Source organism: Enterococcus mundtii (genome assembly GCF_003957375.1).
Classification (GTDB): Bacteria; Bacillota; Bacilli; order Lactobacillales; family Enterococcaceae; genus Enterococcus_B; species Enterococcus_B spodopteracolus.
This window is the reverse complement of record NZ_CP025473.1, coordinates 614,299-628,678: the sequence shown is the minus strand read 5'-3', so window position 1 is coordinate 628,678 and position 14,380 is coordinate 614,299. Positions and strand designations below refer to the sequence as shown.

11 protein-coding genes are annotated in these 14,380 nt (G+C 37.4%); 3 read left to right on the top strand and 8 right to left on the bottom strand.

Features of this window, described 5'->3' with window-relative positions; translation table 11 throughout:
* Nucleotides 1-49: 49 nt before the first annotated feature.
* On the bottom strand, nucleotides 50-616 hold the full coding sequence (locus tag CYK55_RS03285) for a TetR/AcrR family transcriptional regulator (RefSeq protein WP_034688924.1): 567 nt from the start codon (nucleotides 614-616) through the stop codon (nucleotides 50-52).
* Between the two features lie 146 nt (nucleotides 617-762).
* Here CYK55_RS03285 and CYK55_RS03280 point away from each other — a divergent pair, with 146 nt between their 5' ends.
* Nucleotides 763-2,025, top strand: coding sequence for a multidrug efflux MFS transporter (locus tag CYK55_RS03280; RefSeq protein WP_034688926.1), 1,263 nt, complete (start codon nucleotides 763-765; stop codon nucleotides 2,023-2,025).
* Between the two features lie 51 nt (nucleotides 2,026-2,076).
* Here CYK55_RS03280 and mnmA read toward each other — a convergent pair whose 3' ends face one another.
* A complete protein-coding gene (gene mnmA, locus CYK55_RS03275) occupies nucleotides 2,077-3,198 on the bottom strand; it encodes a tRNA 2-thiouridine(34) synthase MnmA (protein ID WP_126133943.1) in 1,122 nt (373 codons plus the stop codon).
* 851 nt (nucleotides 3,199-4,049) lie between these two features.
* The gene (locus CYK55_RS03265) at nucleotides 4,050-4,313 is read right to left on the bottom strand and encodes a hypothetical protein (protein ID WP_034688928.1); all 264 of its coding nucleotides are present in this window, start codon (nucleotides 4,311-4,313) and stop codon (nucleotides 4,050-4,052) included.
* Between the two features lie 2,248 nt (nucleotides 4,314-6,561).
* Here CYK55_RS03265 and CYK55_RS03235 point away from each other — a divergent pair.
* Nucleotides 6,562-8,484 (top strand): hypothetical protein, encoded by a 1,923-nt coding sequence (locus tag CYK55_RS03235; RefSeq protein ID WP_126133940.1) that lies wholly within the window; start codon nucleotides 6,562-6,564, stop codon nucleotides 8,482-8,484.
* Between the two features lie 135 nt (nucleotides 8,485-8,619).
* Here the strand turns inward: CYK55_RS03235 and CYK55_RS03230 are convergent, their stop codons facing one another.
* Entirely contained in the window at nucleotides 8,620-9,231 is a 612-nt protein-coding gene (locus CYK55_RS03230) for a metallophosphoesterase (RefSeq protein ID WP_126133939.1), read from the bottom strand.
* A gap of 93 nt (nucleotides 9,232-9,324) precedes the next feature.
* Nucleotides 9,325-10,596 carry an MFS transporter gene (locus CYK55_RS03225; protein ID WP_277600568.1) on the bottom strand — a complete coding sequence of 424 codons (1,272 nt, stop codon included), beginning with the start codon at nucleotides 10,594-10,596 and terminating at the stop codon, nucleotides 9,325-9,327.
* Between the two features lie 91 nt (nucleotides 10,597-10,687).
* Between CYK55_RS03225 and CYK55_RS03220 the strand changes: the two genes are divergently transcribed.
* Nucleotides 10,688-11,467 carry a hypothetical protein gene (locus tag CYK55_RS03220; protein WP_126133937.1) on the top strand — a complete coding sequence of 260 codons (780 nt, stop codon included), beginning with the start codon at nucleotides 10,688-10,690 and terminating at the stop codon, nucleotides 11,465-11,467.
* Nucleotides 11,468-11,607: 140 nt separating this feature from the next.
* On the opposite strand, the gene CYK55_RS03215 is transcribed toward CYK55_RS03220, so the two are convergent.
* The 3 genes from CYK55_RS03215 to CYK55_RS03205 all read right to left on the bottom strand — a co-directional run bounded on the left by CYK55_RS03215 (nucleotide 11,608) and on the right by CYK55_RS03205 (nucleotide 14,308).
* A complete protein-coding gene (locus CYK55_RS03215) occupies nucleotides 11,608-11,955 on the bottom strand; it encodes a DUF1831 domain-containing protein (RefSeq protein ID WP_010736189.1) in 348 nt (115 codons plus the stop codon).
* Between the two features lie 75 nt (nucleotides 11,956-12,030).
* A complete protein-coding gene (locus tag CYK55_RS03210; RefSeq protein WP_080693158.1) occupies nucleotides 12,031-13,161 on the bottom strand; it encodes a cysteine desulfurase family protein in 1,131 nt (376 codons plus the stop codon).
* A gap of 166 nt (nucleotides 13,162-13,327) precedes the next feature.
* On the bottom strand, nucleotides 13,328-14,308 hold the full coding sequence (locus tag CYK55_RS03205; protein WP_126133936.1) for a ribose-phosphate diphosphokinase: 981 nt from the start codon (nucleotides 14,306-14,308) through the stop codon (nucleotides 13,328-13,330).
* Between the last annotated feature and the right edge of the window lie 72 nt (nucleotides 14,309-14,380).

The following is a 14,380-nucleotide window of genomic DNA, read 5'->3' as shown; positions in this document are numbered from 1 at the left end:
AAAAGGGGCTTTTTATGAATGATCAGAAAATTCATTGAAATGATGCCTTTTATTTTATTGGTAAAGTTGCAATAAAGTCGTCGATCATCCAGACATAACTTTCTTCTGGAGAAACATTCGGTTCATTGGTAAAATACCCTAAAAAACGTAATGAAAGATAGCCATGAATCATGCTGCGCAGTTCTCGACTTCGATGGACCTTCTCTTCTTTCGACAAAGAAAAAGCGTCAAATATTTGCAAAATAATTTGGTTTGTTTCATGTATTCCCTCTAATAAAATTTCTTCATTTGTATGCGGTACACTGATCAACAGTTCATAGACTGCTTGATTTTGAAAAGCAAATAACTGATAAGTTTGCGCGTATGCTTGTATCGCTTCTCCCCTACTTTTCCCAACTAACACTCGACGTAATTGATCATTTAACTCCGTTAAAAGTTTCGCAGTCAATGCCGTTTTTACTTCTCGAATATTTTTGAAGTGGTTATAAAGCGACGGTGATTTGATATTCAAAGCTTTAGCTAAGTGTTGGAAAGTGATTTGCTGTACAGTCATCTCTTCTGCCAATTCTCGAAAGCAGTCGATGATTTTCTCTTGTGACAGCGTTCGTTTTTTCATTTGATTTCCCCTCTTATGGAATAAACTCAATCCCCTTTAGTTTACCATGAAAGACAAAGAGAAAAAAGACTTGTTGTTGATAAACTACACATTGTAGTTTATAATAAATAATTGTAGATGAAAATTTTCAGAAAGAAGGCTTTATTGTGGTTTCAAAAGTAAAGGATGCTGTATTCAGAAAAAGAGAACCTTGGGAGAAAAATCTAGTGGTTTTATGGTTTGGCACATTTATGGCTGGCATTGGCTTTAGTCTTGTAATGCCTTTTATGTCCCTTTACATAGATACGTTAGGAAATTACAGTACGTCACAATTGAACTTTTGGAGTGGCTTGACCTTCTCCTCGACATTCCTTGTGACGACATTGATCTCTCCATGGTGGGGTCGCCTTGCCGATCAAAAAGGCCGAAAATTGATGTTGTTACGCGCTTCACTAGGGATGGCGGTAGTGATTTCATTGATGGGTCTAGTAACAAGCGTGTATCAATTAGTCGCATTACGACTATTACAAGGGATTTTTTCCGGTTATATCAGTAATGCAACAGCTTTAGTCGCTACTGGCACCCCGCGAGAAAAAAGTGGCCAAGTACTTGGTACTTTGGCGACTGGCTCTGTGACCGGAACATTGCTTGGTCCTCTACTCGGCGGACTCTCTGCTTCCGCTTTTGGGTATCGCCCCACCTTCTTTATCACTGGAACAATTTTGTTCTTCGTTTTCTTACTCAGCTTATTTTTTGTCCATGAACAATTTGTTCCTGTAGAAAAAGGCGAGTTGGTTTCTGCTAAACAAATTTTCCGTGACCTGAAATACCCACATGTTGTCATCGGCATGTTTATTACGACAATGATCATTCAAGCATCAAATAATTCAATCAGCCCGATCATTAGTTTATATATCCGGCAATTATTACATGGACACGGCAACGTCACGTTGATCAGCGGAATCATTGCGTCTATTCCCGGGATTGCCACCCTGATAGCCGCTCCTCGTTTCGGACGCTTAGGTGATAAAATCGGAAGTGAACGAATCTTAGCCATCGGATTAGGCTTCGCCTTGATCGTCTATATCCCAATGGCTTTCGTAACGAATGTATGGCAACTTGCAGGACTACGATTTTTGATCGGGATCTCCGACGCTTGCCTCCTTCCAGCGGTGCAAGCATTGATCACTAAATACTCTCCCCCACAAGCTGCCGGAAGAATATTTAGTTATAATCAATCCTTCCAAGCCACTGGAAATGTCGTTGGTCCATTGATTGGTTCAAGCGTTTCAAGTATTTTCGGTTATCGTGGGGTCTTTTTATCCACATCCTTACTTGTACTAGCAAACTTTGTACTGGTTCGCCATAATACGAAGGAGATCCATAAGCAGGAAGAAACAAGCAATGGTCATGCTTTCGCCAATAAATAGCAAAAAAGCCACAGGATTCGTAAAAAAATCCTGCGGCTTTTTTAGATTATGTTAGACGTATTGCAAAACTTTTGATTCTTGATACGCATGATCAATCAATCCGCCACCTAAACATTCCATTCCGTCATAAAAAACAACGGCTTGTCCGGGTGTGATTGCACGTACAGGTTCGTCAAAAATGACTTCCGCCCGATCATTTTCTAATAAGCGTACAGTTACCGGTACATCTTGTTGGCGGTATCGGAATTTCGCTGTACATTTGAATTCTTTTGGCATTGGTTCATTCGTTGTAAAATGGATTTCGCTTGCATCCAAACTGGTTGCATACAATGCAGGGTGGTGGAAACCTTGCCCAACATATAATGTATTCGTCGCAAGATCTTTCCCCACCACGAACCAAGGTTCTTGTGAATCGCCACCGCCACCGATACCTAAGCCTTGGCGTTGTCCAATCGTGTAGTACATCAAACCAGCGTGTTCGCCTTTGACTTCACCATCAAGGGTCACCATATTGCCTTTTTTAGCTGGTAAATAGTTACTTAAAAATTGTTTGAAATTCTTTTCGCCGATAAAACAGATACCAGTTGAGTCTTTTTTCTTCGCAGTCGCTAAACCGGCACGTTCCGCAATCGCACGTACTTCTGATTTTTCCATACCGCCTAACGGAAACATCGTTTTTGCTAACTGTTCTTGTGACAATTGGCTAAGGAAATACGTTTGGTCTTTGTTATTATCTACCCCACGCAACATATGTGACACGCCATTTTCATCACGTGTGACTTGCGCATAATGGCCTGTAGCAACATATTCCGCTCCTAAGTCCATTGCATAGTCTAAGAATGCTTTAAATTTGATTTCCTTATTGCACATTACATCTGGATTCGGGGTACGCCCCGCACGATATTCTGCTAAGAAATATTCAAACACACGGTCCCAATATTCTTTTTCAAAATTGACTGAGTAATAAGGAATCCCGATTTGGGCAGCGACTTTCGCTACATCCTTATAATCTTCCGTCGCCGTACAGACGCCATTTTCATCTGTATCATCCCAGTTTTTCATAAAGATCCCGATTACATCATAGCCTTGTTCCTTTAACAAAAGTGCTGTTACAGATGAGTCAACACCGCCACTCATCCCAACGACAACGCGTGTTTTGCTGTTGTCTGTCATGGTATCACCATCATTTCAATTAGATTCTGAAACATCTACGAGTTGAAGGTCGCAACTTTTCAGTATTTTACATTATACGTCATCTTTCTGAAAATTTCACCCCTAAATAATCAATTTAAAAAAGCGACGTTTTTTAGTTAGCTCATTCTGTACTTTTCAGATACCAAAACTTTGCTATGAGATGAGTCTTATTCGTGATTTAGTTTCTTACTACATTCACCAAAAACAAAAGTAACAGCACAACATTGAAATATGTAGAACACAAATAGTTGATAAGCAATAAGTAAAACTTTCGCCGGCTAGTTTCAAGCTTTGGTACGGCGTATAATCTAATCAATCCAGAGATCACCATCAACAGCAGTAAAGGAATCAAATAATAACTTTCGAAGGAATGACTTTGAAAAATAATCAAATAATGCACATAAATAAATGCGAGTGTAGAAATAGACATCGGGATGACCCAGCCCATGATAAAGAATGCTTTCTTTCTCTCTAACTCATGAAGCGCGCCCACAATCCATACGTACGCAACAGGGAATAATAAATACTCCACCTTACTAAAGCTGACAAAACCTAATAAAGTTCCAAGTACAATACCGTACATCAAAACAAGATGAATGCCAATGAGCACCTTTTTAAGAATGCTGAGGGGATTCTAGTTGAATAAAACAAACTGATTCCACTGATGTTCCACCAAGAATATTGGACTGTTCCAAATAACCAAAAAAATTTGAAAACAAAAACTAAACTTCCCAATAGAAAACAAAGCGCCAATAGATAGAACGAAATATATTTATTCGGCATACTTTTTTTACAAACATTCCACTCACTCCTTTTTTCAACGATTACGATCATAGCTTACTAGAAATAAACTCAATCACACGCATCAAACTCATAGCGGTCGCAAATCCATAATTTACGACTAAGAGAAATCCTTTCTGATATTTACCCATCGTAAGACAGTTCGTAAAATAAATCCCCATAAGTCCAGGAATTACCATGTACAGGACAAATGCAAAACTTGAAAGTTGATCTTCTCGATATAGAAAGCTCCCTATCATAAAGAAGGTAGACAACAGCATCGACAAACTGAATCCTGTTTTATGGAATTTCATGGTGATCTCCTATTCAACTTTTATTTATTGTAGCGTGATGGCGTTTTTTTCTATTTACAGTTAATGTTCATTTCATAAATAAATAGAGACTTAACTAAAGGAAAATAACCAACCGTAAATACAGCTAAAGTTCAAAAAAATGACTAAGTTTTTTAAGGCTTTACTTTCAATGAACCTTGAAAAAAATAAACTTATACTACTAAGTAGCCAACAAATCGATGTCAATATTACTCGCAATTCAATACTATATCATCCTCCTTGAACCAGGCTGAACGTAATCACACTGATGGATAATAGTAAAACAATCAATGAACAATATCTTTTGTATGTACTTTTCATTTCAATCTCCCTTTCAAATAATACTTACCTCTATTTTTTGTTCAAAGTTAAAACAATTAATTGAATGAATTGTCCAATAATTATAAATGTAGCAAAAAAGTAATTCAAAGAAATAAGCAACCATTTATAATGTCGAAGTTCCACTTTAGTGGAAAAATAAAGTCCTAGCAGACTTGGAAAAGTCATCATGAAAAACAAAATAATTCGTAGAGCACTCTCTCCTGAAATGATTCCTCCAACAAAACAACTCATCGAAAAAAACATTGCTATAGATAATATGAATTGGTTATTCGTCATCTTATTCTCCTTTAAACTTATGAATATCTGTATTTTCAAAAATCATATATAAACCACCAACCATAAATACAGAAAATGTTGATTCCAATGACAATACTCTTCAGAAATTTATTATTAATCGCCCGACAAAAAAATAAACTAAATCCACTTAGTAGCCAACAACCGTAGACAATCATTCTTTGATATACAAGTGGATATAGTCTATAGGATAAAAAATAATGTCTAGCAAGTAGACATGAGAGTATCAATAATACACACGACAAAATCCAATATTTTTTATTTCGAACCATTTTTTTCTCCTTCTCTCAATACTTTTATTGATACATCTGGTCCTTTTTATTTATAAAAAATTGTAAGAAAACATAGACCAAATCCCATATGGTGAGCGTAGTCGCAAATAAGTAATTCACGACTAACAGAGACCATTTCAAGTACCTTCTCATAGTGATTTTTGTGGTAAAATGAATTCCCGTAAGTCCTGGGATAATGATCACAAACACCAAAATGAAGCCGATATATCCTCCGTAATCTATGATTATTCCCAATAAACATAAGATCGATAAAATCATAGAAACAATTAACCCGATTTTATAACCGTTCATAACTATATCCTCTCATAATTTCATTTAAGTTATTGTTGTTCGGATGACCAGTTTACTTGATAGAACTTAACAATCAATAAAAAATCCACCAACCATAGATACAGAAAATGTTGATGCCAATGACAATCACTTTCAGAAGTTTATTCCTGATTCCTCGACAAAAAAATAAACTAAATCCGCTTAGTATCCAACAGCCGATAATAATGATTCTTCGAAATATAAGAGGGTATTGCATATAGGGTAAAAAATAATGCCTAGCAAGCAGACATGACAGACCTAAAAAGACAAATGATAGAATTAAATACTTTTTATTTTGAGTCATTATATTTCCTCCTTTTCCCATTTTTTGATATGTATCATACATTACTTGCATAAATGTAAAATAAACTGAATAAAATACCAACCACTAAGCGTAGTCGCAAATAAATAATTCACAACTAACAGAGTCCACTCTAAGTACTTTTTCATGGTAGTTTTTGTAGTAAAATAAACTCCCAAAAAGCCAGGAATTATGATTACAAATGACAAAATAAAACCAACATACCCTCTATAATCTATGAGTATTCCCAATAAACATAAGATCGATAAAATCATAGAAATAATTAACCCGATTTTATAACCGTTCATCTAATCTTCCTTTCTTCTAAAAATTTTAGGTAACGCTATTCGCTGATTCAGCTTATTTTTATTCGTTGATCTCTTACAACCTATAGAACCCTCGTTAAAAACTGGATTAAATATCTGATATGAAGATGCGGGGCGAATAAATAATTTACGGTGAACAAAAAAACCGATAAACAGTTATTTAAAATAAAAGATAAAATAACTTTAAAATAAATCAACAAACTTACAAATCAATAATAAAAAAACCACATCAACTTTTAATAAACAATATAATTAGATATTTTTCCCATAAATTCATATAAAAAAAACATAAAAAAATAAAAAATAGGTGTTTTTATAAATTTTCATATGTTATTATTTTATCATAAAATCAAGGAGAAAATATCATGAAGATCAAACTCTTTTTCACAACTTTTTTATTAATCGTTTCACTTCAATTCTCAAATATGCAGGTACTTGCCGAAGCGGAATCTTATCAGTCTTTAGAGGATTATTATGAATTTTTCGAAAATGAATACGCTTCCATTAGGCGGACATTTGAGGAATTTTCAGCTGATTACTACAACCAGACACCTTATTTAGATGAGGATCACTTAAAAGAATATGCACATTCCATCAATGACACGTATTTAACCGAGGAAGCAGAAAGGTTAGCCAAAATTCCACCACTATGGTCCTTCAATATTGGAAATTCTTTAGATAATATTACTTTTGAAAAGAAGCCGGAATATGGTACTTATGACTTGTTAAATACGGTCCAGCCTGGAGATGTTATTTTTGAGGTAAACAGAGCTGATATTCTCATAAGATACCTTCATCATGTCATGATTGTCGATGATATTGTTGAAGAAACATATATAATCAATGGAAAAGAAGAAACCTTTACATATATTCGAACAATTGAAGCGACAAAAGGAAACTTCGGTGTCAAAAGTGATGGCGTTGTCTACGGAGTATTAGATGACGAACGCTTTGATTATACCAATGCCTCCATCCTACGAGTACCTGAAGCAACAGTTTTACAAAAACAAGCTGCCGTAAGATTTATGGAATCACAACTAGGAAAAGGTTATGCCTTACATGATCTTGATGATCATGATAATCATCGCAACCGCTCCTCTAGCCGATCTACATGGTATTGTTCCATGCTCGTATGGGCTGCTTACATGAACGCTACACCTGATGGCAACATTGATGACCTGACGCCTGGAGATGACCCAAATTTCCAAGGGATTGATCTTGAGTCTAAAGATGATCCGTTTGAATCGCCAACGATTACACCTAACGATATCTGGCGCTCCGATAAACTGGAAAAAATCAGTCCTTCGTTCCCTGAATACAATGATTATACAAAGAATATCACTTGGGCGGGAGGAGGTTCCCCAATGGAAGGTGAAGATTTTATTTTCAGTAGAAACTCTAACCTCTATTACCTTGAAAACGACTATCATTTCTTAGCAATCGACCAAAACAACCAACGTCCCTACACCAACAAATCCCTTACACTCGGTCGTAACGCCAGTGGAAATGTTGTTGCACAATTAGATTTATTCATCAATTTCGCTTTGACTGATGAAGCGAAGCAAAAATACGCAGATAAAAATATCCCTGTTGTACCTAATGGTATTGAACTTGCGGATATCCCAAATTACGTGATGAATTGGATCAATCTCTATACTCAGTGTAGCTTTGATATTGTTTACTCAAAAGATATCACGACGGATAGTAATCACCTACGCTATAATCCGACTTATTCAAAAATTGATCAAAAAGCACATCCTTCATATGGCTATTTAGTTAGTCAAGTAGTACATACTTCTCCAGCATTTACTCAACGAACATTTGATTACACGGAGAATTTAAGTGTCTATGAAAATTATGATCTAGCCTATCCGAATCCATTGAATTATGACGTATCCTACACGAAGAACCGTCCGACTTGGTATTACTTCTTTAATAATTTCCATGCCTTGATCAAGCTAGAAAATGGTACCTATCGTTCCGCTACTTATCTACGATTCCATGGCTCTTTCACAACCCCTGCTTCTCAGAGGAACGGTTATGGCTTGAACTATGACTTTACAATGACCGATGAAGCCAAAACGATTTACCAAAATTATTACTATCATATCGGCGTCAACCAATCGGTGGATTACGCGATCGACTGGTTGAATCAATATACAAAAGAAGAGGTCCTTATCGTCTACTCAACAAATATCACGAATGATCTTAAACGTTTGAATGATGATACTGCTTCCGTGGGTAAAGGGCTGAATGATCAAGGAAAATGGGTGAACTGTATTATATAGAATAAGTAACATTTCTTTAACTAACTCATCTACCGACAATAAAAAGCATTCAAGTACTCCCCTTACGAGTAGTATTTGAATGCTTTTTCAACTATCTATCGACTGAATGCTTTTACTACGATCTCGTACTTGCGGTTACATTTTCTTCAAACGTTCCAATTCTGCTTGTTTTTTCTGATAGATTTCTTCAATATTATTTTCAGATAAGGGAGTGCCAAAAGGTAATGATTTTGCCAACAGTTCTCGCTCTGGTGCGTCTACGCCTACATTGACGTCGTTGCCGATGGGTACGCTATAATGATGGATATGGCCATGAAGATTGCGTATTTTATCATTGCCTCCGAGCAACAATGGATAATGGGTCAAATAGTATTGCTGATGATTGAATTTTATGATGACACCTACATCATAAAAGTGAAACTTTTGCTTTCCTTCATTTTTCCACGGATCATGTTGTTTCAAATAGTTGAAAAAGGCCCGACTGTCATGATTCCCTTTGATAAAGTGGATCGTGCCATTCAGTTCTTTGACTAAGGAAAGAATTTCTGCGCTACCTTTTTCATACTTAGGGTGCATCGCGAGGTCTCCTAGATGATAAACATGGTCGGATTCCTTTACGACTGCATTCCAACTAGTGATCAGTTGATGGTGCATGTGGGCAACATTTTTAAATGGTCTCGGCGAAAAATCACTATTACCGAGCAACCGTTCATGGAAAAAATGCATATCACTGATAAAATAATTCATCTAAGCTCACTCTCCTATATAAATATCGTATGTGAAAACAAAAAAAATAGGCAATCAATGCCTATTTTCAAAAAAGAAATTTATTGCTTTTTCTTAGCTATGTTTACTTTGTAATTCTAAATCGTAGTTTCTAGCTGAAGGAACCATGTACAGTGCAATTGCACAAAGTAATGTACCGACACCGGCAATCACAAATAGTTTCTCAACGCCAATGGCATCTGCTAGTGGCCCGGCAAAGATCAAACCGATTGGACCAGGGAGAGACATCAGCGAATTGAACACGCCCAATACTCTTCCTAAAATACTTGGCTCAAAACTTTGTTGGATCATCGCCATGACTAATGTATTGTAGTAAGGCGTAGCCAAGCCGGCAATGGCATTCAACAGAACAAAGTAAATAAATCCTTGTGAGGTTGCTGGCAACAATCCACTAGCACCAATCGACAGACCCATGACAATATAAGAAAGAATGACTACCTGCATCCGATTCTTAAAATGGCCAGAAAAACCAATGATTGCGCCTCCTATTAACATCCCAACGGCGTAAATGACTTCGATCAACCCCGCTTGTCCAACTGTGCCTTTAAAATAGCCTATGGTCATCAGGGGATATAAGCTTGCGGCAGGCATGAACAACAACATGAAAACTGCCCCATTGATCATGATATGCCACACCCCTCGCTTCTCATATAGTTTCTTTACTCCAAATTTAGTATCAGCTAACAAATGAACCGCTTCTCCCTGGATGTCCATCTTGGGAATTACCACAAGAATCAACAATCCCACACCAAGAATGGCACCTAATACATCCAAAAGAATCAAAGCATTCATGGGTACCGCAGCAAATAAAAAAGCACCTAGTCCAGGAGCAACGATATAATTCGCTGATTGCACCATCCCCAATCGCCCATTGATCCTTGTTAATTCTTCTTCTGGAACCATTGTTGGTAAAATTGATTGGATCGTCGGCATTTGGAATGTCTGTGCGACCGAGCGAATAAATAAAGAAACAAACACTAACCAGAGCGGCAAGGTCGACATCACCGTTCCTACAATGGATAAAATAAGTGCAAAGATCGCAACAATGATATCCGTATAAATCAATAATTTTTTCTTATCCCAGCGATCGATCAGCGGCCCAACAAACGGACTTAATAGAACCATCGGCAACATTCCTAATAATGTGGCAAAACTTAAAATAGTCGCAGAACCTGTTTCTTGCGTCAAATACCAAATAATAGCATATTGAACGACCATACTTGTGATTCCTGATAAAAATTGTCCCATCAAAAATAAATTAATATTCTTTTTCCAGTATTTCTGCATAACGCCTCCTAATTTTGTATTCTTTCTGTATTTTACCATTCATTTATCTCATATTTTTTTATAATTATGATTATTTTATTATTGCTTGAAAAACATGGTACACTGTAGAAAAAAACGGGAGGATACACCTATGCCTAAGGTTAGTTTTCACACCACGATCACTGCTTCTGAAACACAGATCCAATTGGAGAAAGAACAAATCCAACTCTCTATTTGTTCAAAGCCAGTAAAAGAAATAGAAAATTCCTTTTATCTTTATTACTTAGATAAAAAGTGTCTGGCAATTGGTACAAAGATCCGCCCAAAATCCTTTGACCAAGTCATCACTATCCATTTACCATGGGATCTTGAAGCCGATTATTTTATGTATCTAATGAATAATCAAGCCGCCGAAGTTGGGCTGACATTAGAAAAAGACAAAGATTTCAAAGAAAAAATCCCAGTTGAAGCAACCAAAAAATTAGCCCCGACGATCGAAAAAGTAACGACTGTGTTATCCTCGTTTGGCTACGGATTTGCTCCGCTTACTGCAACGAAAAAGAAACCTGCCAAAGCGCGTCATCGGTGGACGAAACAAATCAGCGAGATTCCTTTTACTGTGGAATTTCGTGGTAGCAAGGCAACACTTTACTGGATCAGTCGCAATGAGATGTTGATCAAAGCTGGCGCTACGTTATTACTTGATGCCCCTTTGAATAAAGACGGTTCGGTTAGTTATGCCGCGAAATATGGAGATAAGATGCGGGCTGACTACCAAGAGCAGATCAAAGATGGGAAAGTTGTGGAGGACATCATCGTCAAAAGCGTGAATGAAGCTAGCCTATTACTGTATTATGGCGGAACAAATAGTTGGTTAGAACTAAAAGATGCCCAAGGAAAAACATTAGATGAATGGTCAAAAGTTGAATGATTGCTGATCGATAAATGAAAAATACCCAAGCGCAAGAAGGACAGTTACGCATGCTCGCCGTCACATGAAGACGATACATGCACTTGTTTTTCTAGTGCTTGGGTACTTTTTTGTTTTTCTTTGTTGTGTCACATGAGTGCTTAGCCTTCTACTTTTTCAAATAGTCCACGACTGATCATGCTATCCATCAAGAAATAAAACTTATCTTGGCTCATTTTTTGCTTTGGATCTTTAAAAATATCGACTGCACGCAAACCATTGGCTGTCGTGATCGACATTTTCATTGTCTTGATGTCTTTTGCAACCGTGATTTTTAATTTAAAACCTTCTTTGCTTTGTGGTGTTGCATCAAGTGGACGAATCAATTGATAGTTCCCGCCATTTGTTTCTGTAAAGCCATTATCGCGTAATGTGTATCTTTTTGCATCTGGATGTAAACGGTAGCTAACTGGAGAACCGAGTACGGACGCTGTTTGTTCAAATGCCATCTTTTTCACCTCAGTAAGTTTAGTTTCCTCTTTATTATAAAAGTTTCTAACTCGTTTTACTAGGTTTTTTAGCGCTTAGATTGCTTTGACTAAACCATCAGCAAATCGTTGGACTTCTTCTTCTGTATTCCCATAGCCAAAACTGATGCGGATGGATTCTTTCAAGAATGGTGTTCCTTTTCCATACATGGCTTCTAGTACATGAGAAGGTTCGATATTTCCAGCAGTACATGCCGAACCGATTGAGATCGCAAAGCCTTGTAGATCCAATTTCATCAACAATAGATCGTTGACGATCCCTGGAATACGTAAATTCAGTACATGAGGTAATTTATTCGTCAAATCACCATTGATCGCATATTCAATCTCATTTTCTGTCAATTTATCTAAAATCAGTTGTTGGAAGCCCAAGTATTTTTTATTACGTGCTTCTCTTTCTTCCAGCGTTAATATTTCTACCGCTTTCGCTAAGCCACAGATCCCTGCTAAGTTTTCTGTACCGGCACGGCGTTTTTCTTCTTGTTCTCCACCTAAAAGCAAAGGTGGGATATTTACGCCATCTCTTTTATATAAAAAACCGATTCCTTTAGGTCCATTGATTTTATGACCAGATATGCTCAAAAGATCGATTCCTAACTCTTGAGGATGAATCGTTTGATTACCATAAGCTTGAACAGCATCCGTATGGAAATAGGCTGGATGTTCTCGTAAAATTCCACCGATTTCTTTGATTGGTAATAAATTGCCGATTTCATTGTTCCCGTACATGATCGAGACTAGAATCGTGTCTTCTCTTAAAGCCGAGCGGAAATCAGCGATCGAGATATTTCCTTTTTGGTCAACTGGTAGATATGTAACCTCAAAACCCTTTTTTTCAAGATACTTCATCGTATTCAAGACAGCTGGATGCTCAATAACTGTAGTGATTAGATGTTTCCCTTCATTTTGACGTGAGAATGCTGTTTCAATAATCGCAGTATTATCGCCTTCCGTTCCGCCACTGTTAAAAATGATTTCATGCGGGTGGACGTGCAAACTATCTGCCACGATTTGTCTGGCATTTTCTAATTTTTCATGAGCCATCCGACCAAATCCATGAATGCTCGAAGGATTGCCAAATGTCCCTTCCATGATAGCCATCATTTCTTTGATTACTAACGGATGCATCGGCGTCGTCGCTGCATGATCTAAATAAATATTGCCCAATGTATTCATCCCTTTCAAATAGAACTAGGCACATTCTAGCATAGAAATAGCTAGTTACCAAAAATAAACTTAGCCAAAAAGATGTTTTTTTAGTCGATATGCCCAAGTTTCTAGCAAAAAACACCATAAATGACCTAAATTCCGTCATTTTATGGTGTTTCATTTGTTATCTAAAGCTCTTCTCTTCCAAACGGAACAATGGGCTCATTGGCGTGTTTTCGTGGATACGTTTGACGGCTTCACCCATCAAGTTTGAACAAGTGACGATCGTCAAGTTTTCAGGGTGACGGTCTTCTGGTGTATAGACAGAATCAGTGATACAGATATCTTTGATTGGCGCTTCGTCCAAGATCTCTTTTGCTGGCTCTGATAACAAGCCGTGGGAAGCACAAACATAGATATCCTTGGCGCCATTTTCTTTCAAGACTTTGGCTGCTCGAGCGAATGTCAATCCAGTATTTAAAATATCATCAACCAGTATACACGTTTTTCCTTGAACATTCCCGATCACGTAACTTGCTGCTGTCCCTTCGACTTCTTCGTCCGCATGATCAACGATCGCTAACGTACTATTCAAATACTCTGATAAGCTACGCGCGCGTTGGACACCACTGTTCTTTGGTGAAACAACGACAATGTCATCGCCGATCAGACCAAGTTCACGGTAATAATGTGCAAATAATGGCATTGTAAATAAGTTATCTACTGGAATATCAAAGAATCCTTGTACTTGCACCGTATGCAGATCTAAGGTCAATACACGAGTCGCTCCTGCTTCTTCAAGCATGTTCGCAATCAATTTTGCTGTAATTGGTTCATGGGGCTTCGCTGTACGGTCTTGTCTCGCATAACCATAATAAGGCAATACCACATTGATTGTTTTGGCACTTGCACGTTTCATCGCATCGATCATGATCAATAATTCCATGTAGTAATCATTGACTGGTGCATTCGTCGATTGAACGATGTAGACATGGTCGCCACGGATACTTTCTTCAATGTTGATTGAAATTTCTCCATCACTAAATTGTTTGACTACACTTTTCCCTAACTCTGTTCCAAATACTTTGGCGATTTTTTCTGCTAACGGTCGATTCCCATTCAAACTAAAGATTTTCAACGTGTCGTCCTGATACTTTTTACTCATGACATCCTCCCAAACTTCTCTATTCTTCGATAGTTTAACATATTTCGTTCCGTATTTCTGGTATTTTCTGAA